The sequence below is a fragment of the Mumia spirodelae genome (assembly GCF_050632745.1).
Taxonomy (GTDB): Bacteria; Actinomycetota; Actinomycetes; order Propionibacteriales; family Nocardioidaceae; genus Mumia.
Genome location: NZ_JBODSD010000002.1, coordinates 829135 through 853091, shown reverse-complemented (window position 1 = coordinate 853091; position 23957 = coordinate 829135). Strand labels below are relative to the sequence as shown.

Here is a 23957-nt window from a genome sequence, read left to right as displayed (position 1 = left end):
TTCGTCGTTCCGCGCGCATCCTTTCGCGCACGATCGGGAACGTCGGTCGTCCGTGCGCGACAGCTGCGATCACGGGCGTCGTACGCGTCCCGACGCCTGAGGATCCTCACAGGCCCGGGTGCTAACGTGGCGGCCAGCCGACCGTCCGCGCGCCCGGTGCGCGGCGCCCGTCCCCGTCCTTGCCGAGGTCCTCGCTGATGCCTTCTTCTCCTGCCCGCTCCGACTCTCGTCTCGTGATCCTCCTGGGTCCAGGACGCAGCGGCACGAGCTCGATGGCAGGAACGCTGGCCCACCTCGGCCTCCTCGTCCCCAAGCCCGAGGTCGCGCCCAACAAGAGCAACCCGCGGGGCTTCTTCGAGCCGCAGTGGGTCGTCGACTTCCACAAGGAGGTCCTCGACGAGGCCGGTGTCCGGACCCTCGACCTGGCTCCGGACGCTCCGGCGCGCGTCGACGAGCTGATCCGGGAGGGCGACTACGCCGACCGTCTGCGCACCTGGCTCTCCGACGCGCTGGGGCAGTCGCCGCAGATCATCGTGAAGGACCCGCGCACGGTCCTGCTGTCGCGCCTGTGGGTCGACACCGCGCGGGAGCTCGGCGTGGAGCCCGGGTTCGTGACGATGATGCGCCACCCGGCCGAGGTGTCGGCGAGCCGGCAGATGCACTACACGAAGTCGGCCGACGAGGACCGCAAGCGCGCGCTCGCCGTCCGGCAGATCGGCGGCTGGATCAACATCGCGCTGGAGTCCGAGCGGGTGACGCGGGGGTCCCGTCGCGTCGTCGTCCGCTACCCCGACCTGCTCGCCGACTGGCGCGCGCAGGCCGCACGTGTCCGCGACGGTCTCGACCTGGCTTACGACCCTGACCTGTCCGTGGATCCGCACCCCGTGGACGACTTCCTCGACGTCGGTCTGCGCCGCAACGTCGTGGACTGGTCGGCGATGGAGCTGCCCGAGAGCCTCGTGGCGCTCGGCGAGGGCGTCTGGCAGGCGTACGCCGAGCTCGCCGAGATGAGCGGCGACGCTGCAGCCGACGCCGACCTCGAGGCGACCTTCGACCGCCTGACGGAGACCTACGCGGCCCAGCACGAGGAGGCTGTGGCGTTCGCGGCCGACTACTACCGCCGCGACCGCGATGCGGCGCTGGCGCGGGTGCGTGCCCGCATGCCGCGTCCGGGCGCGCTGCGCTCGGTGGCGCGTCGCATCCGGCCGCAGCGCTCCAGCTGACCCCGGGTCAGCCCGGCAAGGCGTACGTGTCGGGGCCTGCCGTCACGACCAGCCCGTCGTCCAGCAGCCCGTCGAGCGCGCGCTCGCGCTGGGTCGCGTCGTCCCACACGGCGCGCAAGGCCGAACCCGGGACCGCGCCCTCCGCGTCGCGCAGGACCGCGAGGAGACGACCGCGGCACTGACGGTCGGTGCCGGCGTAGCTCTGCCCCCGCCGAGCGGGTCCGTCGTACGCCGGTCGTCCGGCGGAGTGCCACCGGCACCACCGGCGTACGGGGCAGGTGCCGCACGACGGCGCGCGGGCCGTGCAGACGAGAGCGCCCAGCTCCATCAGGCCGATCGACCACACCGCCGCCGTCTCCTCGTCGGGAGGAAGGACGGAGGCCGCGAGCACGCGCTCGGGAGCGGTGAGCGTCGCCGCGGGCAGCGCGACGCCTTCGAGCACACGCGCCAGCACCCGGCGGACGTTGGTGTCGAGAACGGCGTGCCGGCGGCCGTGGGCGAAGACGGCGACGGCGGCAGCGGTGTACTCCCCGACCCCCGGGAGGGCCCGCAGGTCTTCGAGATCGTCCGGGACGACGCCACCGTGGCGCTCGCACACCGCGACCGCGGCGGCGTGCAGCCGGAGGGCGCGCCGCGGGTAGCCGAGGCGGCCCCACGCGCGCACCGCCTCGCCGCTCGGCTCCGCCGCCAGCGCAGCGGGGGTCGGCCACCGCGCGATCCAGGCCTCGTAGACCGGCGTGACGCGCTCGACCGGGGTCTGCTGGAGCATCACCTCCGACACCAGGACGTGCCACGCGGTCGTCGTGTCGCGGCGCCACGGGAGTGGGCGGGCGTGCGCCGCGTACCAGGTGGTGACGGCGTCGTGCAGGGCTTCGGGCTCCGGGACGGCCGGGTGCGGCGAGGAGGTGGGAGAGACCATGGCGAGTCGATCCTGCCACGGCTCGCGCGACGGTTAGTTTGGTGGGCGTGAGCTCGGTGATGCGCCCCTCGGGCAAGCTGCCTCCCGGTGTCTACTGGCGCCGGCGGCTGGTCGTCCTGACGGTGGTGCTCCTGCTGGTCTGGCTCTTCCTGCGCGTCGTGGGTGGGGGTGACGACCAGAAGGCCGGCGGCGAACCATCGGCGGGCGAGACGACGCCGACCGCCACACCGCCCCCGTCCGCCACGGCCTCCCCGACGGCGACCCGCGCGCCGAAGCCTCGCAAGGCCAAGGACGTCGAGGTCAACGTCCGCCTCGCCGTCGTCGACGGCGCGTGCCCGCCCGACTCCGTCTTCGTGACGCCGTCGGTCGCCGCGGGAGCGTACGCCGGTCGCGCCGTCCCGATCACGCTGCGGGTCACCAGCACCGCGGCCGATCCGTGCACGGTGCGGATCGACCCCTCGACGTTCGTGCTCGGGGTGAAGGCGAAGGACGGCCCGGTGTGGGACACGCAGTCGTGCGGCGGGATCAAGGGACGGACGGTCGACGTCCACCCGACGTGGGCCACCGTGATCGACGTGACCTGGGACGGCCGGGCGAGCGCCGACTCGTGCGACGACAAGGGTGCCTTCGTGAAGGCGGGCTCCTACAGCGCCCAGGCGGCGCTCCTCGGCGGTGAGCCGGCGGTGCGTGAGTTCACGCTGACGACCGCCCCGACCCCGACCCCGACGCCGCCCGCGAGCCCGTCGGTGGCACCGAAGCCCGGCAGCACTGCGTCGGCGTCGCCCACGCCGTCGAGCGCGCCGACCACCGCGGCCACGCCCTGAGCGGCGAGCGCCGGTCAGACGTAGCGCTCGAGGATGCTCGACTCCGCGAGCCGGGACAGCCCCTCGCGCACGCTCCGGGCCCGCAGCTCGCCGACGCCCTCGACCGTCTGGAGGTCCTCGATGCTGGCCGCGAGCAGCTTCTGCAGCGTGCCGAAGTGCTCGACCAGGCGCTCGATGACGCTGTTGGGCAGGCGCGGAACCTTGGCGAGCAACCGGTATCCCCGGGGCGAGACCGCCGACTCGAGGTGCTCCCCGGCGCCGAGGCCGAGCGAGCGGGCCACGGCGGCGAGGTCGACCAGCTCGCCCGAGACGATCTGGGAGAGGTCCTCGAGGACCTCGGCCGGAGGCTTGCCCCGACGGCCGCCCGGGGCGTAGTCGCGCACGATCAGCTCGCGCTCGCTCTCCACACCGGTGACCAGCTCGTCGAGCTGAAGGGTCAGCAGGCGTCCGTCCGTGCCGAGCTCGAGCACGTAGTCCTCGATCTCGGCGGCGATGCGGGTGACCATCTCGAGCCGCTGCGCGACCGCGGCGACGTCGCGGACGGTCACCAGGTCCTCGATCTCCAGCGCCGAGAGAGCGCCGGACACCTCGTCGAGACGGAGCTTGTAGCGCTCGAGCGTGGCCAGCGCCTGGTTGGCGCGACCGAGGATGGCGCCCGCCTCCTCCAGAACACGGCGCGTCCCGTCGACGTACAGGGCGATGATGTGCATCGAGGCCGACACGGAGATGACCGGCACGTTGGTCTGGCGCGCGACGCGGTCGGCCGTCCGGTGACGGGTGCCGGTCTCGTGCGTGGGGATCGAGGGGTCGGGCATCAGGTGGACGCCGGCCTGCAGGATCCGGGTCGCGCCCTTGTCGAGGATGATGGCGCCGTCCATCTTGGCCAGCTCGCGCAGAGCGGTCGGGGTGAACGGGACGTCGAGGACGAAGCCGCCGGTCGAGAGGGCCTCGATGTCCTTGTCCTGGCCGAGGACGATCAGGGCGCCCGTCCGGCCGCGCAGGATCCGCTCGAGACCCTCGCGCAGCGCGGTCCCGGGCGCGACGGAGGCGAGCGTCGCCCGGAGGATCGAGGGCGTCCCGCTCGCGCGATCGTTGATCGACACCTGTTCCCCCGCGAGATTCGGTTCAATGGCTGCGATCAGTGTAGTGGCTGGCACGCGACGCCGAGGGCGCCGCGCGTCAACCCCGGTGGCCGACACCGAGGACGCGAAGCGCGCCGGCGAGGTCGTCGACGGGGAGCACCTCGAGGCCGGGGACGTCGGTGCTGCCTGGAGTCACGTCCGCGCCGTCGCGCGGGACGACGGCGCGACGGAACCCGAGCCGTGCGGCTTCGCGCAGCCGTTGGCCCAGGTGGGTGACGCGCCGGACCTCGCCCGCCAGCCCGACCTCGCCGAGCGCGACCAGGTCGGTCGGCACCACGGTGTCGGTGGCGGCGGACGCGACGGCGACCGCAGCGGCGAGGTCGACCGAGGGCTCGCCGAGCCGTGCTCCGCCGACGGTCGCGGCGTACACGTCGGCACGCGCGAGGGCGAGTCCGCACCGCCGCGAGAGGACGGCGAGGATCATGGCCATCCGCGAGCCGTCGAGCCCGCTGGTCGCGCGTCGCGGCTGGGGGAGCTCGGTCTGCGACACGAGCGCCTGCACCTCCGCCAGCAGCGGGCGTCGCCCCTCCATCGTCACCGTGATGCAGGTGCCGGAGACCGGCTGGTGGTGGCGGGAGACGAACAGCCCGGTCGGGTCGGGGACCTCGACGATGCCCGACTCGGAGAGGTCGAAGCACCCGATCTCGTCGACGGGGCCGAACCGGTTCTTCACCGCCCGGACGAGGCGCAGTCGAGAGTTGCGGTCACCCTCGAACTGCAGCACGACGTCGACGAGGTGCTCCAGCACGCGGGGGCCGGCGATCGAGCCCTCCTTGGTGACGTGACCGACGAGGATGGTCGGGATGTCGCGGGACTTCGCGACCTGCACGAGCGTCGACGTCACCTCGCGGACCTGGGTCACGCCGCCGGGCGTCCCCTCGACCGACGACGAGCCGATCGTCTGGACGGAGTCGACGACCAGCAGCGACGGCTTGACGTCGTCGATGTGCGCGAGGACCGCGCCGAGGTCGGTCTCGCTGGCGAGGTAGAGGCTGTCGTGGACCGCGTGCGTCCGGTCGGCGCGCAGCCGCACCTGGGCGACCGACTCCTCGCCGGAGACGTACAGGGTCGTGGCGAGGCCGCGCGCCCAGCGCGCGGCGACCTCGAGGAGGAGCGTCGACTTGCCGACACCGGGCTCCCCGGCGAGCAGGACCACGGCGCCGGGGACGAAGCCGCCGCCCAGCACACGGTCGAGCTCGGCGATGCCGGTCGGCTGCGAGCGGGAGGTCTCGACGTCGATCTGACCGATCGGCCGGGCGCTGCGCGTGACCGCCGTGGGGGCGGTCCGCGTCGCCGGGGAGGGGGCTCCGACCTCGTCGACCGTGCCCCAGGCCTGGCACTCGCCGCAGCGGCCGACCCACTTGGCGCTGGTCCATCCGCACTCGGAGCACCGGAAGGTCGTCGTGGTCCTCGCCATGACGCACACGCTAGGCGAGCGGACCGACACTCCTGCGGTGGCGCGCCCGGGGCTGGGGACGGGACGTGGCGGTGGATCAGATGCGCAGGTGGATCAGATCCGGCCGCGCCACGACCGTGCGGCTGCGTCCTCGCGGCGCGACTCGAGATGCGCGCGTACGGCCGCGTAGATCGGCACCCAGGTGCTCGGGAGCAGCAGGACGAGCGCACCGACGAGAGGGGAGACGGCGCCCTCGGCTGCGCGGGTCCCGCCCTCGCTCAGCAGGAGGCCGGTGGCGAGGACGGCGACCAGCCCCGGCAGGTAGCCCCACAGGGCGGGACGCAGCCGACCGGTCAGCCGCATCAGCGCGAGCGCGCCGGCGAAGCAGCTGAACGCGACGAGCCCTGACATCACCGCCGCCGCCTCGAACCCGGCGGCGTCGGCGTTCTGCAGGACGAGGATGTTCGCTCCGACGGCGCCGAGCACCGCCGTCACTCCCATGCACGCCACGACGGTGGTCGCGTCGCCCAGGTGTCCGGGGATCCGCAGAACACTGCTCATACGTCCAGGGTGCGGGGCTGGACTGCCTCCGACATCCGCTGTAGTACTCAGTTCAACTAGTCGGCGTCGGCAACGACCTCGACCCGCGGACCGGAGGCGAGCGGTGTCAGACGCGGACCTCGCCGTCGGCCGTCCCGAACGTCGCCGCCACGATGCCCGGCAGCCCGTTCGGCGCGACCCAACGGACGTCCACGTCGGTCAGCGCACCGAGCACCGACTCGCCGAGGTACTGCGTGACGCGGTCGGGCGACCCGGCGATCTCGAGCGAGAGGAGCGCCACGGTGGCCGGACCGGAGCGCGAGGGGTGCTCGTCGTCCGGGACATCCCACTGGACCACGAACGGCAGCTGCGGGTCGGCCTGCGTGCCGCGGACGCCGATCTGCTTCCACTCGAGGTTGAAACCGTCCGGACGACGACGGTTGCCCGGCACCGCGTGGCGGCCCATGCGGTGCTCCACCGGCTCCATGTCGTCCACCCGCACGACCCACCCGAGCCAGCCGCCGCCGAGCTCGCTGCGGGCGCGGACGGCCTGTCCGAACGGGGCCTTGTCCGACGCCGGGTGGTCGAGGACCGTCACGACCTCCACGTACTGGTCGCCGACCAGCGGGAGGATCATGTTGCGGGTCCCGAAACGAGGATGGTTGCCGCCGTCCACGAAGGACGCCCCGAGAAGCTCGCTCAGCCGTGCGGTCGTGGCGGCCAGGCCGTCAGGTCCGGCGGCGAACGAGAGATGGTCCAGTCGCATGTGCGTCATTGTGACCTGCAGCACATCGGCGGCCGGTCACCGGGGTGCACGGCGAGGGGTCAGGCTCCCGGGTCCGCGCGGTGACGCGTACGCCGGTGGTCGCCGGCGAGGTGGTCCTCGCACAGTGCGACGAGCTCGGCGTACGCCTTCGGCCCCATCAGCGCCGTGAGCTCGTCGGCGTTCGAGACGTAGACCGGCTCCAGGCCGACATGCGCCTCGGTGTTGGCCGAGCAGTACCAGTCGAGGTCGTGGCCTCCGGGACCCCACCCCGCGCGGGTGTACTCGCCGATCGCCACCTCGGTGTACGAGGTGCCGTCGCCGCGCTCGACCTCGCGGAACTGACGGCGGATCGGGAGCTGCCAGCACACGTCGGGCTTGGTCTCGACGGGGGAGACGTCGTGCTCGAGCGCCCACTTGTGGAGCGCGCACCCGACGCCCCCGGCGAACCCCTCGCGGTTGTGGAAGATGCAGGCACCCTCGTACGCCCGCGTCTTGAGCTCGCCGTCCTCGTCGGTCTCGGTCCAGCCGTGCTTCTTGCCCTCGGCGCGGTGCTGCCAGTCCTCGGGCCCGAGCTTCTTGACGTACTTCTTCACCCGCCGGTAGTCGTCGTCGTCGGCGAAGTGCGCGCCCAGCGTGCAGCACCCCACGTCGGGCGCGTCGGCGTAGATGCCCCGGCAGCCGCGGCCGAAGATGCAGGTCCAGCGCGACGTGAGCCACGTGAGGTCGCAGCGGAACACCTGGGAGTCGTCGGCAGGGTCAGGGAACTCCGCCCACGCACGGGGAAAGTCGAGCATGACCTCGGGCACGTCCTCACTCTAGTCCGGCCCGTCGCTCCTGGTCGGTACGCTCGAAGCATGCGGATCGGCGTTCTGGACATCGGCTCGAACACCGGGCACCTGCTGGTGGTCGACGCCTACCGGGGTGCCCCGCCGCTCCCCGCGTTCACCTACAAGGAGCCGCTCCGGCTCGCGGAGCACCTCGACGACGACGGCGCCGTCGAGCCGCGCGGCATCAAGGCGCTGGTCCGCTTCGTCGACGAGGCGCGGGCGGTGGCGGCCGACAAGGGCTGCTCCGAGGTGATCGCGTTCGCGACCTCGGCGGTCCGCGACGCGGTCAACGCCGACGCGGTGCTCGCCAAGGTCGAGTCCCAGACCGGGGTGGCGCTCGACGTGCTGCCCGGCGACGAGGAGGCACGGCTGACGTTCCTCGCCGTACGCCGCTGGTTCGGCTGGTCGTCGGGGCGCCTGGGTGTCTTCGACATCGGCGGCGGGTCGCTCGAGATCGCCGCCGGCCGCGACGAGACGCCGGACGTGTGCACGTCGCTCCCGCTCGGCGCGGGCCGGCTGACGCGCGAGTGGTTCCCCGACGGGGTGCCGACCGACGCGCAGTACGACGCGCTGCGGCTCTTCGTGCGCCAGCAGATCGCCGACAGCGTCGGAGCGCTGCGGCGCGGCGGCGGCTTCGACCACGTGGTCGCGACCAGCAAGACCTTCCGCTCCCTCGCACGCCTGTGCGGGGCGGCGCCGTCGGAGGCCGGGCCGTACGTCCGCCGCGTCCTGCCCCGCGACCTCCTCGTCGCCCACCTCGACGAGCTGCGGGTCGCCTCCGTGGACGAGATCGCTCAGCGTCCCGGGGTCTCCCCGACCCGGGCGCACCAGATGGTCGCCGGTGCGGTCGTCGCCGACGCCGTGATGGACCTCTTCGACCTGCCGGAGCTCGAGATCTGCCCGTGGGCCCTCCGCGAGGGCGTGCTGCTCGAGCGCCATGACCACATGTGAGACGACCTCCTTCCGTCCACGGGTCGTCGCGCGCGGCGCGTAACCTGGAGCCGTGCCCGACGACGCCGCTCGCCCCGTCTCCGTGCCCGCCGCACGGGTGACCCTGTCGACCTCGTCGGTCTATCCCGAGTCGACCGAGGTCGGCTTCGAGATCGCCAAGCGCCTGGGCTACGACGGCGTGGAGGTGATGGTCGGGACGGACGCGACGAGCGCGGACATCGACGCGATCGTCGCCCTCCAGGAGTTCCACGAGATCCCGGTTCTCTCGGTCCACGCGCCCTGCCTCCTCATCACGCAGCGGGTGTGGGGCACCGACCACTGGGTCAAGCTGGAGAAGAGCGCCGAGATGGCGCGAGCCTGCGGTGCGGGGCTCGTCGTCGTGCACCCGCCCTTCCGCTGGCAGCGCGAGTACGCCCGCGCGTTCGAGGAGGGCGTCGCGAAGCTCGAGGAGAACACCGGGATCGTGTTCGCGGTCGAGAACATGTATCCGTGGCGCACGGGCCGGCGCGAGTTCCAGGCGTACGCGCCGGGGTGGGACCCGGTCGTCTTCGGCTACGAGCACGTGACGCTCGACGTGTCGCACTGCGCGACGTCCGGCAGCGACCCGCTGGAGATGGCCAGCGAGCTCGGTCACCGGCTCTCCCACGTCCACCTCGGCGACGGCACCGGCTCGCCGCGCGACGAGCACCTGGTGCCCGGGCGCGGCCACCAGCCGGTCGGCGAGCTCCTCGGTGTGCTGGCCGAGCGCGGCTACGCGGGCGACGTCGCCGTCGAGGTCACCACGCGCAAGGCGGCCGACCGCGCGCAGCGCGAGGCCGACCTCGCGGAGGCGCTCGCGTTCACGCGCCTGCACCTCGCGTCGGCGGTGCCGTCGCCCGAGGCGTGACCCTTCTTCCTCATCGCTGTCGGCGAGCATGCACAACTGCCGGTGCGAAGCCTCCGACGGTCGTACGCTGCCGCCATGGCAGGCAGGCGTCCGGGCGCACCCGACACCCGGGGTGAGATCGTCGCAGCGGCGCGGGCCGAGCTCGCGCAGCGGGGCTACGACGGGACGTCGATCCGCGCGGTCGCTCGGCGCGCGAGCGTCGACCCGGCGCTGGTGCACCACTACTTCAAGGACAAGCAGCGGCTGGTGAACGCCGCGCTGGCCCTCCCGGCCGACCCGGTGGCCGTCATGGAGCCCGTCCTCGCGGCACCCTCGGACCAGGCGGGAGAGGCGTTCGTGCGGGCGCTGGTGACCACGTGGGACGACCCCGCCAACCGGGAGTCCGTGATCGCGACGACGCGCAGCGGCCTCGGCAACGCCGAGCAGGGCTCGATGATCACCGAGTTCATCCTGCGCGGGCCGATCGCGGCGGTCGTGGACCGGCACCGGCCGGACGCCCCGGCGGCGGTCTCGGCGATGCTGCTCGCGCAGATGACCGGGCTGGTGGTGACCCGCTACCTGCTGGCCGTCGAGCCGTTGGCGTCGATGTCGGTCGACGAGGTCGTCGCCCTCGTCGGGCCGGAGGTGCAGGACGTGCTCGACCTCGACGCCACGCGCGCACCGGCGTAGCCTGGCGCCGATGGTGAGCACCCCCGGACCCGCGATCGAGGTCGCGCACCTGCACGTCGTCCGCGGCGGTCGCGAGGTGATCCCCGACCTCTCCTGCACGGTGCCGCAGGGCCGCGTGACCGGCCTTCTCGGACCGTCCGGCTCCGGCAAGTCGACGCTGATCCGCTCGATCGTCGGGGTCCAGACGGTGGCCGGCGGCTCGGTCCGTGTCCTCGGCGTGCCCGCCGGGTCGGCCTCGCTGCGCGACCGGGTCGGCTACGTGACGCAGACGCCGAGCGTGTACGCCGGTCTCACGGTGGGGGAGAACCTCCGCTTCTTCGCCCGGGTGCTGGGCGCGCCGTCGGAGGACGTCGACCGCGTGCTCGACGTCGTGGACCTCGCGCGCTACGCCGGCACGCTGGTCGACCGGCTCTCCGGTGGCGAGCGGAGCCGCGTCTCGCTGGCGGCGGCGCTGCTCGGCTCCCCGGAGCTGCTGGTGCTCGACGAGCCGACCGTCGGTCTCGACCCGGTGCTGCGGGTGCGGCTGTGGGACCTCTTCGCCGACCTGGCCCGCCGCGGCATCACGCTGCTCGTCTCCAGCCACGTGATGGACGAGGCCGAGCGCTGCGACAGCCTCCTGCTGCTGCGTGACGGTGCCCTCCTCGCGCAGGGCACGCCGAGCGCCCTGCTCGAACGCACGCGGACCTCCGACGTCGAGGCCGCGTTCCTCGCGCTCATCGAGGAGAGCACGGCGTGACCGGGCGGATCACGGGCGCGATCGCCGCGCGGGTGCTCGGCCAGCTGCGCCACGACCACCGCACGATGGCGCTGATGCTGGTCGTGCCCTGCGTGCTGATCGCGCTCCTGTGGTGGGTCTACTCCGACGCCGGCACGCTCTTCGACCGGATCGGACCGCAGCTGCTCGGCATCTTCGGCTTCGTCGTGATGTTCCTCGTCACGTCGATCACGACGCTCGCCGAGCGCACGTCGGGCACGCTGGAGCGCCTCTTCACGCTGCCGATGGGCAAGCTCGACTTCCTGGTCGGCTACGGACTCGCCTTCGGAGCCGTGGCGCTGGTCCAGGGCTTCCTCGCCGCCGGGCTCTCCGTCTGGGTCCTGGGACTGGACGTGGAGGGCGGCATCGGACGTCTCGTCCTCGTGGCGGTGCTGTCCGGCATCCTCGGCACGGCGCTCGGGCTGTTCGTGTCGGCGTTCGCGCGGACGGAGTTCCAGGCCGTGCAGTTCATGCCCGCGTTCGTGCTGCCGCAGCTCCTGGTCTGCGGGCTCCTCGTCCCGCGCGACCAGCTGCCGACCGTGCTCGAGTGGATCTCGTACGTCACCCCGCTGTCGTACGCGGTGGACGCGACCAGCGAGGTCGCGGCGTACCCGGACTGGACGGCCGAGCTGACGTGGGACGTGCTGGCCCTGGTCGCGTTCACCGTCGGCGCGCTGCTGCTCGGCTCGGCGACGCTGCGCCGTCGCACGGCCTGACGGTCGGCCTCCCCTATCCTCGGAGCCATGACGAACGTGGCTGTGGTCGGCGCCGGCGCGATGGGCGAGGCGATCGTCTCGGGCATGCTGCAGAACGGCTGGGACCCCGCCGACGTGGTCCTCGCCGTCCGTCGCGAGGACCACGCCGCGGCGCTGCGCGAGCGCTACGGCGTCGAGGTGACCGACGCCGTCACCGCCGCGGCCCGCGGCGACGTCGTCCTGATCGGCGTGAAGCCGTACGACGTCGCGGGCGTCCTCGCCGAGATCGGTCCGCACCTGCGGCCCTCCGCGCTCGTCGCGTCCCTCGCCGTCGGTCTCAGCACGTCGGTCCTCGAGAGCGCGCTCCCCGACGGCACCGCGGTCGCGCGGGTCATGCCCAACACCCCCGCGCAGGTCGGTGCCGGGGTGTCGGTGATCTCCGCCGGGTCGCACTGCGACGAGGAGCAGGCCGGCCGCATCGAGGCGATCATGGGTTCGGTCGGGACGGTGGTGCGGGTCCCCGAGTCGCTGCAGGACGCCGCGGGAGCGATCTCCGGGTCGGGACCGGCGTACGTCTTCCTCGTCGTCGAGGCGCTCGTCGAGGCGGGCGTGCACCTCGGCCTTCCTCGTACCACGTCGACCGAGCTCGTGGTCCAGACTCTCCTGGGGTCGGCTCAGCTCGCCGCGCAGACCGGCGACCACCCGGCCGTGCTCCGCGAGCGGGTCACCTCGCCGGGCGGGACCACGGCCGCAGGGCTGCGCGCGCTGGAGGACCGGGGGGTCCGGGCAGCGTTCCTCGCCGCCGCGGAGGCCGCCCGCGACCGGTCGCGGGCGATCGGCGGCTGACCTCCGCCCCGCCCCGGTGCAGGCACGAGACGCGCATCACCCTCGGGCTACGCTGGGTGGCATGGATCACGGACCGACTCCCGCGAGCGTCGTCTGCGACGACCGGCTGACCGGGTACGACTTCGGTCCCTCGCACCCGATGGCGCCGATCCGCGTCGACCTCGCGATGGAGCTCGCCGGCGAGCTCGGGGTGGTCGGCACGGACCTGCTCCGGGTGCCGGCCGCTCCCGCCGACGACGACCTGCTCGCGACCGTGCACACGCCCGCCTACATCGAGGCCGTGCGCGCGGTCAGCGCGGACCCGTCGGTCCCCAACCTGGCGGCCGGGCTCGGCACCGAGGACAACCCGACCTTCGCCGACATGCACGCGGCGAGCTCGCTGATCGTCGGGGCCTCCGTCGAGGCCGCGCGACGGGTGTGGACGGGGGAGAGCCTCCACGCGGTCAACGTCTGCGGCGGCCTGCACCACGCGATGCCCGACCGCGCGAGCGGCTTCTGCATCTACAACGACGTCGCGGTCGCGATCCGCTGGCTGCTCGACCAGGGCGCGCAGCGCGTCGCCTACGTCGACGTCGACGCGCACCACGGCGACGGCGTCCAGCAGGTGTTCTACGACGACCCGCGGGTCCTCACCATCTCGCTGCACGAGACGCCCCAGACGCTCTTCCCCGGCACCGGCCTCGCCTCCGAGATCGGCACCGGCGACGGGGTCGGCAGCGCCGTCAACGTCGCCCTGCCCCCGGGGACCTCCGACGCCGGCTGGCTGCGGGCCTACCACGCGGTCGTCCCGCAGCTGGTCCGCGAGTTCAAGCCCGACGTGCTCGTCACCCAGCAGGGCTGCGACTCCCACATGGACGACCCGCTGACCAACCTCATGCTGAGCGTCGACGGCCAACGCGCGTCGTACCTCGCGCTCCGCGACCTCGCGCAGGAGGTCTGCGGCGGTCGTTGGGTGGCGTACGGCGGTGGCGGCTACGCGGTCCTCGACGTGGTCCCCCGGGCGTGGGCGCACCTGATGGCCATCGTCGCCGGGCACCCGATCGACCCCGAGACCCCGACGCCCGCGCACTGGCGCGAGCACGTCTCGGCACTGAAGAGCGGTGGCTCGGCCCCGCTGCGGATGACCGACGGGCGCTCCCCGTCGTACCGCGACTGGCGCGAGGGCTACGACCCGGCCAGCTGGCTGGACCGGCAGATCCTCGCCACGCGCAACGCGCTCTTCCCGCTGTACGGCCTCGACCCGATGCCCTGAGCGGCTCCTCGGTCGGGGCCGGATTCCGGGTCGGTTCACGTCGACGCCCGCCCAGCCCGTACGCTTGGCGGGGGTCGTCCCACGTCCGGGGCCGCCACTTGTCACAGACTGTGTGAAGCAGAGAAGGTGAACCGTGGGTTCTGTCATCAAGAAGCGCCGCAAGCGCATGTCGAAGAAGAAGCACCGCAAGCTCCTCAAGCGCACGCGCGTCCAGCGTCGTCGTCTCGGCAAGTAGCCGCACGAGCCACCAGATGGGCCGCGTCGTCCTGGTGACCGGCGTAGCGCGCGACCTCGGTTCGAGGCTCGCGCGTCGCCTCGCGGTCACGCCGGGCGTGGACAAGGTGGTCGGGCTCGACGTCCAGCCGCCGACCGGTGACATGCACGGCATCAAGTACGTGCGCGCCGACATCCGTACGCCCGTCGTCGGCAAGGTCCTCGCGGTCGAGGACGTCGACACGGTGGTGCACATGAACGTCGCCGCGCCGCAGCGCCAGCTCGGCTCGCGCAGCGCGGTCAAGGAGATCAACGTCATCGGCACGATGCAGCTCCTCGCCGCGTGCCAGAACTCGCGGACGGTGGAGCGGCTCGTCGTCCAGTCGTCCACCGCCGTGTACGGCACGTCCGCCCGCAACCCGGCGATGTTCACCGAGCAGACGCCGGCCCGGGCGGGCACGACGAGCGGCTTCCCGAAGGACGCGGTCGACGTCGAGGCGTACGTCCGTGGCTTCGGGCGGCGCCGGCCCGACGTCGCCATCGCGACGTTCCGGCTCGGCAACGTGCTCGCGGCCGACGTGCTGACGCCGTTCAGCGAGTACCTCAAGCTGCCGGTCCTGCCGGCGATCCTCGGCTACGACCCGAGGCTGCAGTTCCTCCACCCGTACGACGCGCTCAACGTGCTCGCGCTCGCCGCGACCGGCGACGTCACGGGCACGTACAACGTCGTCGGCCCGCACGTGGTCACGCTCAGCCAGGCCGCACGCCGGCTCGGGCGCCCGATGCTGCGGCTGCCGTCGCTCGGGTTCAACGGCGTCACCCAGCGGATGGTGCGGCTGATGAGCTCCGACTTCACCCCTGAGCTCACGCGGCTGTTCATGCACGGCCGGGTGTGCGACGGGTCCAAGCTCGAGCGGGAGCTGGGGTACGAGGTGCTGTACTCGACCCCGCAGACCCTCGACTCGTTCGCCGAGGCCGCCGAGCCCGGTCTGCTGTCCGCGCTGGGAGGCACGCGTGGCTGACGCGCCGCACGAGGAGTCGCCGATCGGGACCCGAGGGCGACCGGGCCGGGGCACCGGGAGCGCGACGCCGTCGTCGGCGGCGCGCTCGCTCGCGGGGACCCCGGCGAAGAAGGCGGCGGCGAAGAAGGCCGCGCCCGCGAAGAAGGCGCCCGTGAAGAAGGCCGCACCCGCGAAGAAGGCCGCGGCCAAGAAGGCAGCGGCGGTTCCTCCCGAGACCGCGACGCCCGTCCCGCCGGAGCCCGAGGCGCCCGCGGTCCAGATCGCCCCGAAGATCGACGTGCCGACGATCGGCAACCCGGTCGAGGTCATCACGGTGACGCCCGGCTCGGTCGAGGCGGAGGTGGACCCGTCCGAGCTCGTCGGGGCGACCGGCGAGTCCGAGGCGGCGCAGGCACCCGCGTCCGAGGAGCCGACCGACGCTCCGGTCGACGAGCCGCACGAGCGGCCGGCGTTCTCGCTGATCGTGAACGACGACCCGGAGGCCTCCGACGACGGTTCGTCCCCTCAGGGGATCCCGCTCGCCGACTGGATCTCCGCGCTGACCCACGGTGCTCGGACCGTTCTCGGCGAGGACTGGGAGGCGAAGGCCGCCGAGCTCCTCGCCCTGGTACGCCGTCGGATCACCGGGGACTACGAGATCGACGAGTTCGGGCTGGACCCGCAGCTCCACGCGATCGGGATGGCGGCGCTGCGTCCGCTGGCCGAGAAGTGGTTCCGGATCGAGGTGCGCGGCGCCGAGCACATCCCGTCCGACGGTGGCGCCCTCGTCGTCGCGAACCACTCGGGCACCATCCCCGTCGACGCCGCCATGACCACGCTGATCGTCAACGACCACGCGGGTCGTGCGCTCCGGCTGCTCGGCGCCGACCTCGTGTTCGAGCTGCCCTTCATCGGGGAGCTCGCGCGCAAGATGGGGGCGACGCTCGCGTGCAACGAGGACGCGGAGCGGCTCCTTGCCGAGGGGCACATCGTCGGTGTCTGGCCGGAGGGCTTCAAGGGCATCGGCAAGCCGTACAGCGAGCGCTACAAGCTCCAGCGCTTCGGCCGCGGCGGGTTCGTGTCGGCGGCGATGCGGGCCGGGGTGCCGATCGTCCCGGTCTCGATCGTCGGTGCCGAGGAGATCTATCCGCTGGTCGGCAACGTCCCGTCGCTGGCCCGGCTGCTCGGCATCCCGTACGTGCCGATCACGCCGTTCTTCCCCTGGCTCGGCCCGCTGGGGATGATCCCGCTGCCCAGCAAGTGGATCGTCGAGTTCGGGGAGCCGGTGCGCACCGACGCGTACCCCGTCGAGGCGGCCGACGACCCCATGCTCGTCTTCAACGTCACCGACCAGGTGCGGGAGACGATCCAGCAGACGCTGTACGCGCTGCTCGTGGACCGCGGCCACCCTTTCGTCTAGCGAGAGAGCCGCCGCAGAAGGTGGCTCGCGAGGTCAGCGACGACGTGCGCGGGCAGCTCCCAGCGCAGCCCCGGTGACCGCGCCGGCGACCGCGGCCCCCATCAGGCCGGCCTTCGCCGCCTTGCGGCCCGTGCGGTAGTCGACGATCGCCCAGCCGTGCTTGCGGGCGTGGTAGCGCAGGTGCGAGTCGGGGTTGACGGCGCACGGGTGCCCGACCAGCGACAGCATCGGCAGGTCGTTGAAGGAGTCGGAGTAGGCCGAGCAGCGCTCGAGGTCGAGACCCTCCTCGCGAGCCAGCGCCAGCACCGCGTCCGCCTTGGCGGGACCGTGCAGCATGTCGCCGACGAGACGGCCGGTGTAGACGCCGTCGACGGACTCCGCGACCGTGCCGAGCGCGCCCGTCAGCCCGAGGCGCCGCGCGATGATGCGGGCGATCTCGACCGGCGCCGCCGTCACCAGCCACACCCGCTGGCCTTCGTCGAGGTGGCGCTGTGCGATCGCCCGCGTGCCGGGCCAGATGCGACTCGCCATCGTCTCGTCGAAGATCTCGTTGCCGACCAGCTCGAGCTCGCTGACCGCGTGGCCGGCGATGAACGCGAGCGCCGAGGCACGCGCCGACTCCACGTGCTCGGGGTCCTCGACCCCGGCGAAGCGGAAGTAGGCCTGCTTCCACGCGGCACCGGCGATCTCGCGGGTGGTGAAGAACTTGCGCTTGTAGAGGCCGCGCGCGAGGTGGAACAGGGACGCGCCCTGCATGATCGTGTTGTCCACGTCGAAGAACGCCGCCGCTGTGGGGTCGGGCGGCACGGCGAAGCTCGACTCGACCTCGGCGGCGGCCGCGGAGGCCTCGCCGGCGAGCATCGAGCGGGCTCGGAGGTTGCGCGGTCGTCGGTACCCGTTCGCGTCCACGGCACGAGCCTACCGATCAGGCCACCGGCGCACGGACCTCGTGCTGTGCGAGACTCGACGCCATGACGGTGAACGTCGCGGAGCTCGTCCGGCAGCAGGCGGAGCAGGATCCGGACGGCACGGCGCTCGTCGAGGGCTACGGCCAGGGTCGCTCTCTCACGTGGGGGGCGCTCGACGACCAGGTCTCCCGGGTCGCCGCCTGGATCTCCGCCCAAGGTCTCGTGGCCGGGCAGCGGGTCGCCCTCGTCCTGACGAACCGCGTCGAGCTGCCCGTCACCTACTTCGCCGCGCTGCGCCTGGGGCTCGTCGTCGTCCCGGTCAACCCGCGGGCACCGCAGGACGAGGCGACGGCGCTGTGCGCGACCACCGGCGTACGCCTCGTGGTGTGCGACCCCGACTGGGCCTCGGTGTTCGCCCGCGCCGGGCTGCCGACCGTGGTGGCGGGGGAGAGCGACCCGGACCCCAGCGTCAGGCCGTTCGCGGACCTCCTCCAGGTCCGTCCGGGACCGCGGGGCCTCCCGCCGTTCCCGCCGGACCCGGAGACCATCGCGCTCCTGATGTCGACGTCCGGCACGTCGACCGAGCAGCGCATCGTCGCGCTGAGCCACCGAGCCCTGCTGACCAACCTCGACCAGGTCGCCGCGGTCGAGCCGGCAGCGGTCCGCGGCGACGACGTGGTCGTCGTGATGTTGCCGCTGTTCCACGTCTTCGCGCTCAACGCGGTGCTCGGTCAGGCGGTGCGGCAGGGCGCGACGACCGTGCTTCTCGACCGCTTCGACCCCGAGCGGACGCTGGAGGCGATCGTCCGCCACGGCGTCACGGTCGTCCCTGTGGCCCCGCCCGTGGTCGCGGCGTGGAGCGGCCGCCCCGGCGTCCAGGCGGCGCTCGCCGGTGTGCGCGTCGTGCTCAGCGGAGCCGCACCGATCGAGGCCGACCTCGTCGAGGAGTTCGGCGTCACCTCGGGGCACCCGCTCCAGCAGGGCTACGGTCTCACCGAGGCCGCGCCGGTCGTCACGACGACGCTCGGGCGACCCGACGACAAGCCGTGGTCGGTGGGGTCGCCCCTCCAGGGCCTCGAGCTCCGCCTGGTCGACAAGGACGGCGCCGACGCCGAGCTCGGCGACCCCGGCGAGATCTGGCTGCGCGGACCGAACCTGCTGACCGGGTTCTGGCCGGACATGTCGGGCGGCCCGGACGAGGCGGGATGGTTCGCGACCGGCGACGTCGGCATCCTGGACGCCGACGGAGACCTCACGCTGGTCGACCGGCTCCGCGAGCTGGTGATCGTCTCCGGCTTCAACGTCTTCCCGCGCGAGGTCGAGGAGGCGCTCGGGGACGCCCCGGGTGTCGCCGAGGTCGCCGTCGTCGGGGTGGAGGACCGCGAGACCGGCGAGGCGGTGCGTGCGTACGTCGTCCCCTCCCGCCCGGTCGGCGACGAGGAGACGTTCGCCGAGGGCCTGCGCGAGTTCACCCGAGGGCGCCTGGCCCGCTTCAAGGTGCCGCGTGAGATCGTGGTGACGGAGTCGCTCCCGCACACGACGACGGGCGAGATCTCCAAGAGCCGCCTGCGGGCGGCTGAGGCGAGACGAGGGGTTCTGGGACTGCAGGATGAGCGCTGACCCGACGGAGACGGCTCGGGTGGTCGTCTACGCGAAGCCCGGCTGCCACCTGTGCGAGGACGCGGTCGCGGTGGTCGCGCAGGTGTGCGCCGACGCCGGCGAGACGTGGCGCGAGGTCGACATCAGCGGTGACGAGGACCTGATGCGCTCCTACGGCGAGCAGATCCCCGTGACCTTCGTCGACGGCCGTCAGCACGACTTCTGGCGGGTCGACGCGGCGCGCCTCCAAGCGGCCCTGGCGCGCTGACCTCGCAGGACGGTCGGGGCGGTACGGCGGGGGGTGACCCGAGTCACCCTCGCGGGGCGCCGCTCGATTTTGTTCTCACGTTCACAAGCTCTTACAGTGGATCCGCCGGTGTTCACCGGCGTTAACCCGCCGGCAACATCCGGAATCCGTACCGCGGTGCCAGGAGCGATGTGAACCAGCTGCGAGCGCAGGCCAACGGCCGCCCCGTCTCGTCGGGGATCCCCGAGGCGACGGTGGCGCGGCTCCCGGTGTATCTGCGTGCGCTGACCGCTCTCGGTGAGTCCGGCCTGCGGACGGTGTCGTCCGAGCAGCTCGCGACCGCCGCGGGCGTCAACTCCGCGAAGCTCCGCAAGGACCTGTCGTACCTGGGATCCTATGGCACCCGTGGTGTGGGCTACGACGTGGAGTACCTCCGCTACCAGATCGCCCGTGAGATCGGCGTCAACCAGGACTGGACCGTCGTCATCGTCGGCATCGGCAACCTGGGCCAGGCGCTGTCCAACTACGGCGGCTTCCGGTCCCGCGGGTTCCGCATCGTCGCCCTCGTCGACGGCGACCGCTCGCGGGTCGGCGAGGTGCACGGCGAGCTCGCGATCGCGCACATCGACGACCTCGCCGACGTGGTCGCCGAGCACGGTTGCTCCATCGGCGTCATCGCGACCCCGGGCGAGGCAGCCCAAGAGGTCGCGGACCAGCTCGTGGCCGTCGGCGTCACGAGCATCCTGAACTTCGCGCCCGCCGTCCTCGTCGTCCCCGACGGCGTCGACGTGCGCAAGGTGGACCTGTCGATCGAGCTGCAGATCCTGGCCTACCACGAGCAGCGCAAGCGGGTGCCCAGCGCGGAGCGCGAAAGTGTGCCCAGCGAGGAGCCGAGCCAGGAGGTCGAGGCATGAGCGTCCTGGTCGTCGGCGTCTCCCACCGCAGCGCCCCGGTCTCCGTCCTCGAGCGCGTCGCCCTGGACGGCGACTCGGTGGTCAAGGTCGCCCAGCAGGCCCTCGAGGCCCAGCACGTCACCGAGTCGCTCGTCGTCTCGACCTGCAACCGCGTCGAGATCTACGTGGAGGCGGAGCGGTTCCACGGCTCGGTCGAGGACATCTCGGACCTGCTCGTCGAGCACTCGGGCGTGACGCGCAACGACCTGCTCCGGCACATCTACGTCCACTACGACGACGCCGCGGTCGCGCACCTGTTCTCCGTCGCGTCCGGGCTGGACTCGATGGTCGTGGGCGAGAGCCAGATCCTCGGTCAGGTCAGGACCGCGCTCCAGCGCGGCCAGGACGACGCGACCGTCGGCCCGGCGCTCAACGTCCTCTTCCAGCAGGCCCTGCGCATCGCCAAGCGCGGCCACGCCGAGACCGACATCGACCGGGCCGGACCGTCGCTCGTCGCGGCGTCGCTCGAGCTCGTCGCCAAGGCCGGCCATCGTCTCGAGGACATGCGGGTCCTCGTGGTCGGGGCCGGCGCGATGGCAGCGCTCGCGGCGACGACGGCGGCGCGCCGCGGTGTCGCGAGCGTGACGGTCGCCAACCGGACGCACGCCAGCGCGCAGCGGCTCGCCACGACGGTCGACGGCACCGCCGTCCCGTGGTCCGCGCTCGACGCCGCTCTCGCGGAGGCCGACCTCGTCGTCTCGTGCACCGGAGCGACGGGCTCCGTGATCGGCGTGGACCAGGTCCGCGACGCGACCGCGGGCCGGACCACCCCGTACGTCCTCATCGACCTGGCGCTGCCGCGCGACATCGACGAGGAGGTCGCCGACCTGCCGGGTGTGATGATGCTCGGCCTCGGTGAGCTGCAGGAGCAGCTCGCCGACGAGAAGGGCGCCGCCGACGTCGAGGCGGTGCGCCGCATCGTCTCCGGCGAGGTGTCCGCCTTCCTCTCCGCCCGCCACGCCGCCAAGGTGACCCCGACCGTCGTCGCGCTGCGCTCGATGGCCACCGCTGTCGTCGAGGCCGAGCTGGAGCGGCTCGAGGGACGTGTCCGTGACGTCGACCCGCAGGTCGTCGAGGAGCTCCGCCAGACGGTGCGCCGCGTCGCGGACAAGCTCCTGCACCAGCCCACGGTCCGCATCAAGGAGATGGCCGGCCGTCCGGACGCGCTGACGTACGCCAACGCGCTCGCCGACCTGTTCGCGCTGGACCCGGCGGCGATCGAGGCGGTCAGCACCGTGGACCCGTCACGTACCCAGGGAGGTGGACCGGCATGACGCTTCGTGTCGGCACCCGTGCGAGTGCGCTCGCGACCACGCAGTCGGCCCAGGTCGCCGAGCGGCTCAGCGAGCTGACCGGGATCGAGACCGAGCTCGTGACCGTCTCGACCGAGGGCGACCGCACCTCGCGCCCGCTCGCCGAGCTCGGCGGCACCGGCGTCTTCGTGTCCGCGCTGCGCGACGCGCTGCTCGCCGGCGAGGTCGACATCGCCGTCCACTCGCTCAAGGACATCCCGACGACACCCGCGGAGGGGATCGCCCTGGCGGCCGTCCCGCCGCGCGTCGACCCGCGGGACGCCGTCGTCGCCCGCGACGGGATGACGCTCGGCGAGCTTCCTCCGGGCTCCCGGGTCGGGACCGGGTCGCCGCGCCGTGCGGCCCAGATCAACGCGCTCGGGCTCGGCATCGAGGTCGTCGGCCTGCGCGGCAACGTCGACACGCGGATCGGCAAGGTCCGCTCCGGCGAGCTGGACGCCGTCGTCCTCGCCGCCGCCGGTTTGCGTCGACTCGGCAGGATCGAAGAGGCGACGGAGCTGCTCGACCCGCTCCAGGTCCTTCCCGCACCCGGCCAGGGTGCCCTGGCGTGCGAGTGCCGCGCCGACGACCACGAGGTCGCCGGTCTGCTCGCCCGACTCGACGACGACGCGACCCGCGCCGCCGTCACCGCAGAACGCAGCCTGCTCGCCTCGCTCGAGGCGGGTTGCTCGGCCCCCGTGGGGGCGTGGGCCGAGGTCGTCGACGACGACGGCACCCCCCAGCTGTGGCTGCGTGCCTTTGCCGGAGACCCCTCCGGCGCACCGTCCATCCGACTGTCCTCGACCGGATCCGTGCAGGACCCGGTCGGGATCGGTGAGCGTCTCGCTGCCGAGATGCTCGCCGAGGGCGCCGACTCGCTGATGCGGGCCGCCACCCCATGACCACCGACCCCCGTGGGCCAGTCAACCCAGAGGCAGACGAGGAATGAGAACCGTGAGCACCACCACCGCCACCCGCAAGACCAAGGCGACCGAGCCGGAGAAGGCCGCCCCCGCCGCGGTCGCCGACGCGGCCTCCGACGAGACCGTGCCGAGCGCCGCCAAGCGCCCAGTCGGGCACGTGAGCTTCGTCGGCGCCGGTCCGGGTGATGCCAGCCTGCTCACGCTCCGCGCCAAGGAGCTGCTGGACGCCGCCGACGTCGTCATCACCGAGTCGGCCGACCAGGCCGCGCTCGCGCCCGAGGGCGCCGAGGTGGTCGACGGCGGCCACGGCGAGGACGGCGGTGTCCTGACCCCGTCGGCCCGCGGCCGGCTGGTCGTCAAGCACGCCAAGGGCGGCAAGAACGTCGTCCGCCTCCTGGTCGGCGACCCCTTCACCTTCGCGACCGGGCCCGAGGAGGCCCAGGCGTGCGACAAGGCCAACATCTCCTTCGAGATCGTCCCCGGCGTCTCGTCGGCGTCGGCCGTCCCGGCGTACGCCGGCGTGCCGCTGACGAACCGGACGCACCGCGAGGTCTCGGTGATCCGGATGGGCGAGACCAAGATCGACTGGGCGCCGTACGCCGGTGACCAGACGGTCGTGCTGCTGAGCGCGGTCAACACCATCAAGGACGTCGCCAACGGCCTCATCGAGGCCGGCCGGTCCCCGGAGACGCCGGTCGCGATGACCCGCGTCGGCACGACGACCGAGCAGTCCACGATCGTCTCCACGCTGGAGAAGATCGCCGCCGACGCCAAGGCCGCCAAGATGGCCCCGCCCGCGGTGACGGTCGTCGGCGACGTCGTCGACCTCCGCGAGACGCTGTCGTGGTTCGAGACCAAGCCGCTGTTCGGCTGGCGCGTGCTGGTGCCCCGCACCAAGGAGCAGGCCGCCACCCTCGCGAACCGGCTCCGCGGCTACGGCGCCGTGTCCGAGGAGGTCCCCACGATCTCCGTCGAGCCGCCCCGCAACCCGCAGCAGATGGACAAGGCCGTCCGTGGCCTCGTCGAGGGCCGCTACGAGTGGGTGGCGTTCACCAGCGTGAACGCGGTGAAGGCCGTGCGCGAGAAGTTCGACGAGTACGGCCTCGACGCCCGCGCGTTCTCCGGCCTGAAGGTCGCCGCGGTCGGCGAGAAGACCGCTGAGGCGATCGCCGCCTGGGGCATCCGCCCCGACCTCGTCCCGAGCGGCGAGCAGTCCGCCCGCGGCCTGCTGGAGGACTGGCCGCCGTTCGACGAGCTGCTCGACCCGATCAACCGCGTCTTCCTCCCGCGCGCCGACATCGCGACCGAGCAGCTGGTCGCCGGGCTGATCGACCTCGGCTGGGAGGTCGACGACGTGACCGCCTACCGCACCGTGCGCGCGGCGCCGCCGCCGGCGCCGACCCGCGAGGCGATCAAGACCGGCAAGTTCGACGCCGTCGTCTTCACGTCGAGCTCGACGGTCCGCAACCTGGTGGGCATCGCCGGCAAGCCGCACGCGACGACGATCATCGCGTGCATCGGCCCCGCCACCGCGCAGACCGCGGAGGAGCACGGCCTGCGCGTCGACGTGGTCGCGCCGACCCCGTCGGCCGAGGTCCTCGCGGACGCGCTCGCCGACTTCGGCGCGAAGCGCCGTCAGGCGATGGTGGACGCCGGCGACCCGGTCACGAAGCCGTCGCAGCGCACCAAGGGCTCGCGCCGCAGGAGCTGA

The 23957-nt window shown here is 72.9% G+C and carries 25 protein-coding genes; 18 read left to right on the top strand and 7 right to left on the bottom strand.

Annotated elements, in window-relative coordinates:
• Nucleotides 1-197 precede the first annotated feature (197 nt).
• The gene (locus ACQSSQ_RS13565) at nucleotides 198-1223 is read left to right on the top strand and encodes a sulfotransferase family protein (RefSeq protein WP_431327603.1); all 1026 of its coding nucleotides are present in this window, start codon (nucleotides 198-200) and stop codon (nucleotides 1221-1223) included.
• A 7-nt stretch (nucleotides 1224-1230) separates the two neighbouring features.
• Here ACQSSQ_RS13565 and ACQSSQ_RS13560 read toward each other — a convergent pair whose 3' ends face one another.
• Entirely contained in the window at nucleotides 1231-2142 is a 912-nt protein-coding gene (locus tag ACQSSQ_RS13560) for an HhH-GPD family protein (protein WP_431327602.1), read from the bottom strand.
• A 47-nt stretch (nucleotides 2143-2189) separates the two neighbouring features.
• Between ACQSSQ_RS13560 and ACQSSQ_RS13555 the strand changes: the two genes are divergently transcribed.
• Nucleotides 2190-2966, top strand: a complete 777-nt coding sequence (locus ACQSSQ_RS13555) for a hypothetical protein (RefSeq protein ID WP_431327601.1) — start codon at nucleotides 2190-2192, stop codon at nucleotides 2964-2966.
• Between the two features lie 14 nt (nucleotides 2967-2980).
• Here the strand turns inward: ACQSSQ_RS13555 and disA are convergent, their stop codons facing one another.
• The 5 genes from disA to ACQSSQ_RS13530 form a co-directional block, all read right to left on the bottom strand.
• Complete coding sequence (gene disA, locus ACQSSQ_RS13550) at nucleotides 2981-4069, bottom strand: DNA integrity scanning diadenylate cyclase DisA (protein ID WP_431327600.1); 1089 nt, start codon at nucleotides 4067-4069, stop codon at nucleotides 2981-2983.
• A 76-nt stretch (nucleotides 4070-4145) separates the two neighbouring features.
• Nucleotides 4146-5525, bottom strand: coding sequence for a DNA repair protein RadA (radA, locus tag ACQSSQ_RS13545; protein WP_431327599.1), 1380 nt, complete (start codon nucleotides 5523-5525; stop codon nucleotides 4146-4148).
• A gap of 93 nt (nucleotides 5526-5618) precedes the next feature.
• On the bottom strand, nucleotides 5619-6065 hold the full coding sequence (locus tag ACQSSQ_RS13540; RefSeq protein ID WP_431327598.1) for a hypothetical protein: 447 nt from the start codon (nucleotides 6063-6065) through the stop codon (nucleotides 5619-5621).
• Nucleotides 6066-6171: 106 nt separating this feature from the next.
• Nucleotides 6172-6810 (bottom strand): VOC family protein, encoded by a 639-nt coding sequence (locus ACQSSQ_RS13535; protein ID WP_431327597.1) that lies wholly within the window; start codon nucleotides 6808-6810, stop codon nucleotides 6172-6174.
• A gap of 59 nt (nucleotides 6811-6869) precedes the next feature.
• Nucleotides 6870-7616 (bottom strand): DUF3109 family protein, encoded by a 747-nt coding sequence (locus tag ACQSSQ_RS13530; protein ID WP_431327596.1) that lies wholly within the window; start codon nucleotides 7614-7616, stop codon nucleotides 6870-6872.
• Nucleotides 7617-7664: 48 nt separating this feature from the next.
• Between ACQSSQ_RS13530 and ACQSSQ_RS13525 the strand changes: the two genes are divergently transcribed.
• From ACQSSQ_RS13525 to ACQSSQ_RS13480, 10 genes are all read left to right on the top strand, one after another.
• The gene (locus ACQSSQ_RS13525; RefSeq protein ID WP_431327595.1) at nucleotides 7665-8588 is read left to right on the top strand and encodes a Ppx/GppA phosphatase family protein; all 924 of its coding nucleotides are present in this window, start codon (nucleotides 7665-7667) and stop codon (nucleotides 8586-8588) included.
• Nucleotides 8589-8640: 52 nt separating this feature from the next.
• Nucleotides 8641-9474, top strand: coding sequence for a sugar phosphate isomerase/epimerase family protein (locus tag ACQSSQ_RS13520; protein ID WP_431327594.1), 834 nt, complete (start codon nucleotides 8641-8643; stop codon nucleotides 9472-9474).
• 75 nt (nucleotides 9475-9549) lie between these two features.
• The gene (locus ACQSSQ_RS13515) at nucleotides 9550-10143 is read left to right on the top strand and encodes a TetR/AcrR family transcriptional regulator (RefSeq protein WP_431327593.1); all 594 of its coding nucleotides are present in this window, start codon (nucleotides 9550-9552) and stop codon (nucleotides 10141-10143) included.
• Between the two features lie 10 nt (nucleotides 10144-10153).
• Nucleotides 10154-10879 (top strand): ABC transporter ATP-binding protein, encoded by a 726-nt coding sequence (locus ACQSSQ_RS13510; protein ID WP_431327592.1) that lies wholly within the window; start codon nucleotides 10154-10156, stop codon nucleotides 10877-10879.
• Nucleotides 10876-11613: an ABC transporter permease gene (locus ACQSSQ_RS13505; RefSeq protein WP_431327591.1), complete on the top strand. Its 738-nt coding sequence runs from the start codon at nucleotides 10876-10878 to the stop codon at nucleotides 11611-11613. The genes ACQSSQ_RS13510 and ACQSSQ_RS13505 overlap by 4 nt, the downstream gene beginning before the upstream one ends.
• A gap of 27 nt (nucleotides 11614-11640) precedes the next feature.
• Nucleotides 11641-12438, top strand: coding sequence for a pyrroline-5-carboxylate reductase (proC, locus tag ACQSSQ_RS13500; protein ID WP_431327590.1), 798 nt, complete (start codon nucleotides 11641-11643; stop codon nucleotides 12436-12438).
• A 61-nt stretch (nucleotides 12439-12499) separates the two neighbouring features.
• Nucleotides 12500-13690, top strand: a complete 1191-nt coding sequence (locus tag ACQSSQ_RS13495; RefSeq protein WP_431327589.1) for an acetoin utilization protein AcuC — start codon at nucleotides 12500-12502, stop codon at nucleotides 13688-13690.
• A gap of 133 nt (nucleotides 13691-13823) precedes the next feature.
• Nucleotides 13824-13925: a 30S ribosomal protein bS22 gene (locus tag ACQSSQ_RS13490; RefSeq protein ID WP_431327588.1), complete on the top strand. Its 102-nt coding sequence runs from the start codon at nucleotides 13824-13826 to the stop codon at nucleotides 13923-13925.
• Between the two features lie 16 nt (nucleotides 13926-13941).
• On the top strand, nucleotides 13942-14925 hold the full coding sequence (locus tag ACQSSQ_RS13485; protein ID WP_431327587.1) for an NAD-dependent epimerase/dehydratase family protein: 984 nt from the start codon (nucleotides 13942-13944) through the stop codon (nucleotides 14923-14925).
• Nucleotides 14918-16324: a lysophospholipid acyltransferase family protein gene (locus tag ACQSSQ_RS13480; RefSeq protein ID WP_431327586.1), complete on the top strand. Its 1407-nt coding sequence runs from the start codon at nucleotides 14918-14920 to the stop codon at nucleotides 16322-16324. Before ACQSSQ_RS13485 ends, ACQSSQ_RS13480 begins: the two co-directional genes overlap by 8 nt.
• 33 nt (nucleotides 16325-16357) lie before the next feature.
• Here the strand turns inward: ACQSSQ_RS13480 and ACQSSQ_RS13475 are convergent, their stop codons facing one another.
• The gene (locus ACQSSQ_RS13475; RefSeq protein WP_431327585.1) at nucleotides 16358-17233 is read right to left on the bottom strand and encodes an HAD family hydrolase; all 876 of its coding nucleotides are present in this window, start codon (nucleotides 17231-17233) and stop codon (nucleotides 16358-16360) included.
• A gap of 62 nt (nucleotides 17234-17295) precedes the next feature.
• Between ACQSSQ_RS13475 and ACQSSQ_RS13470 the strand changes: the two genes are divergently transcribed.
• From ACQSSQ_RS13470 to ACQSSQ_RS13445, 6 genes are all read left to right on the top strand, one after another.
• Complete coding sequence (locus ACQSSQ_RS13470) at nucleotides 17296-18852, top strand: AMP-binding protein (RefSeq protein ID WP_431327584.1); 1557 nt, start codon at nucleotides 17296-17298, stop codon at nucleotides 18850-18852.
• Nucleotides 18842-19099 carry a glutaredoxin family protein gene (locus ACQSSQ_RS13465; protein ID WP_431327583.1) on the top strand — a complete coding sequence of 86 codons (258 nt, stop codon included), beginning with the start codon at nucleotides 18842-18844 and terminating at the stop codon, nucleotides 19097-19099. The genes ACQSSQ_RS13470 and ACQSSQ_RS13465 overlap by 11 nt, the downstream gene beginning before the upstream one ends.
• Before the next feature lie 170 nt (nucleotides 19100-19269).
• Complete coding sequence (locus ACQSSQ_RS13460; protein WP_431327582.1) at nucleotides 19270-19992, top strand: redox-sensing transcriptional repressor Rex; 723 nt, start codon at nucleotides 19270-19272, stop codon at nucleotides 19990-19992.
• The gene (locus ACQSSQ_RS13455) at nucleotides 19989-21305 is read left to right on the top strand and encodes a glutamyl-tRNA reductase (protein ID WP_431327581.1); all 1317 of its coding nucleotides are present in this window, start codon (nucleotides 19989-19991) and stop codon (nucleotides 21303-21305) included. Before ACQSSQ_RS13460 ends, ACQSSQ_RS13455 begins: the two co-directional genes overlap by 4 nt.
• Nucleotides 21302-22225, top strand: coding sequence for a hydroxymethylbilane synthase (gene hemC, locus ACQSSQ_RS13450; RefSeq protein WP_431327580.1), 924 nt, complete (start codon nucleotides 21302-21304; stop codon nucleotides 22223-22225). The genes ACQSSQ_RS13455 and hemC overlap by 4 nt, the downstream gene beginning before the upstream one ends.
• A gap of 43 nt (nucleotides 22226-22268) precedes the next feature.
• Complete coding sequence (locus ACQSSQ_RS13445) at nucleotides 22269-23957, top strand: bifunctional uroporphyrinogen-III C-methyltransferase/uroporphyrinogen-III synthase (RefSeq protein ID WP_431327579.1); 1689 nt, start codon at nucleotides 22269-22271, stop codon at nucleotides 23955-23957.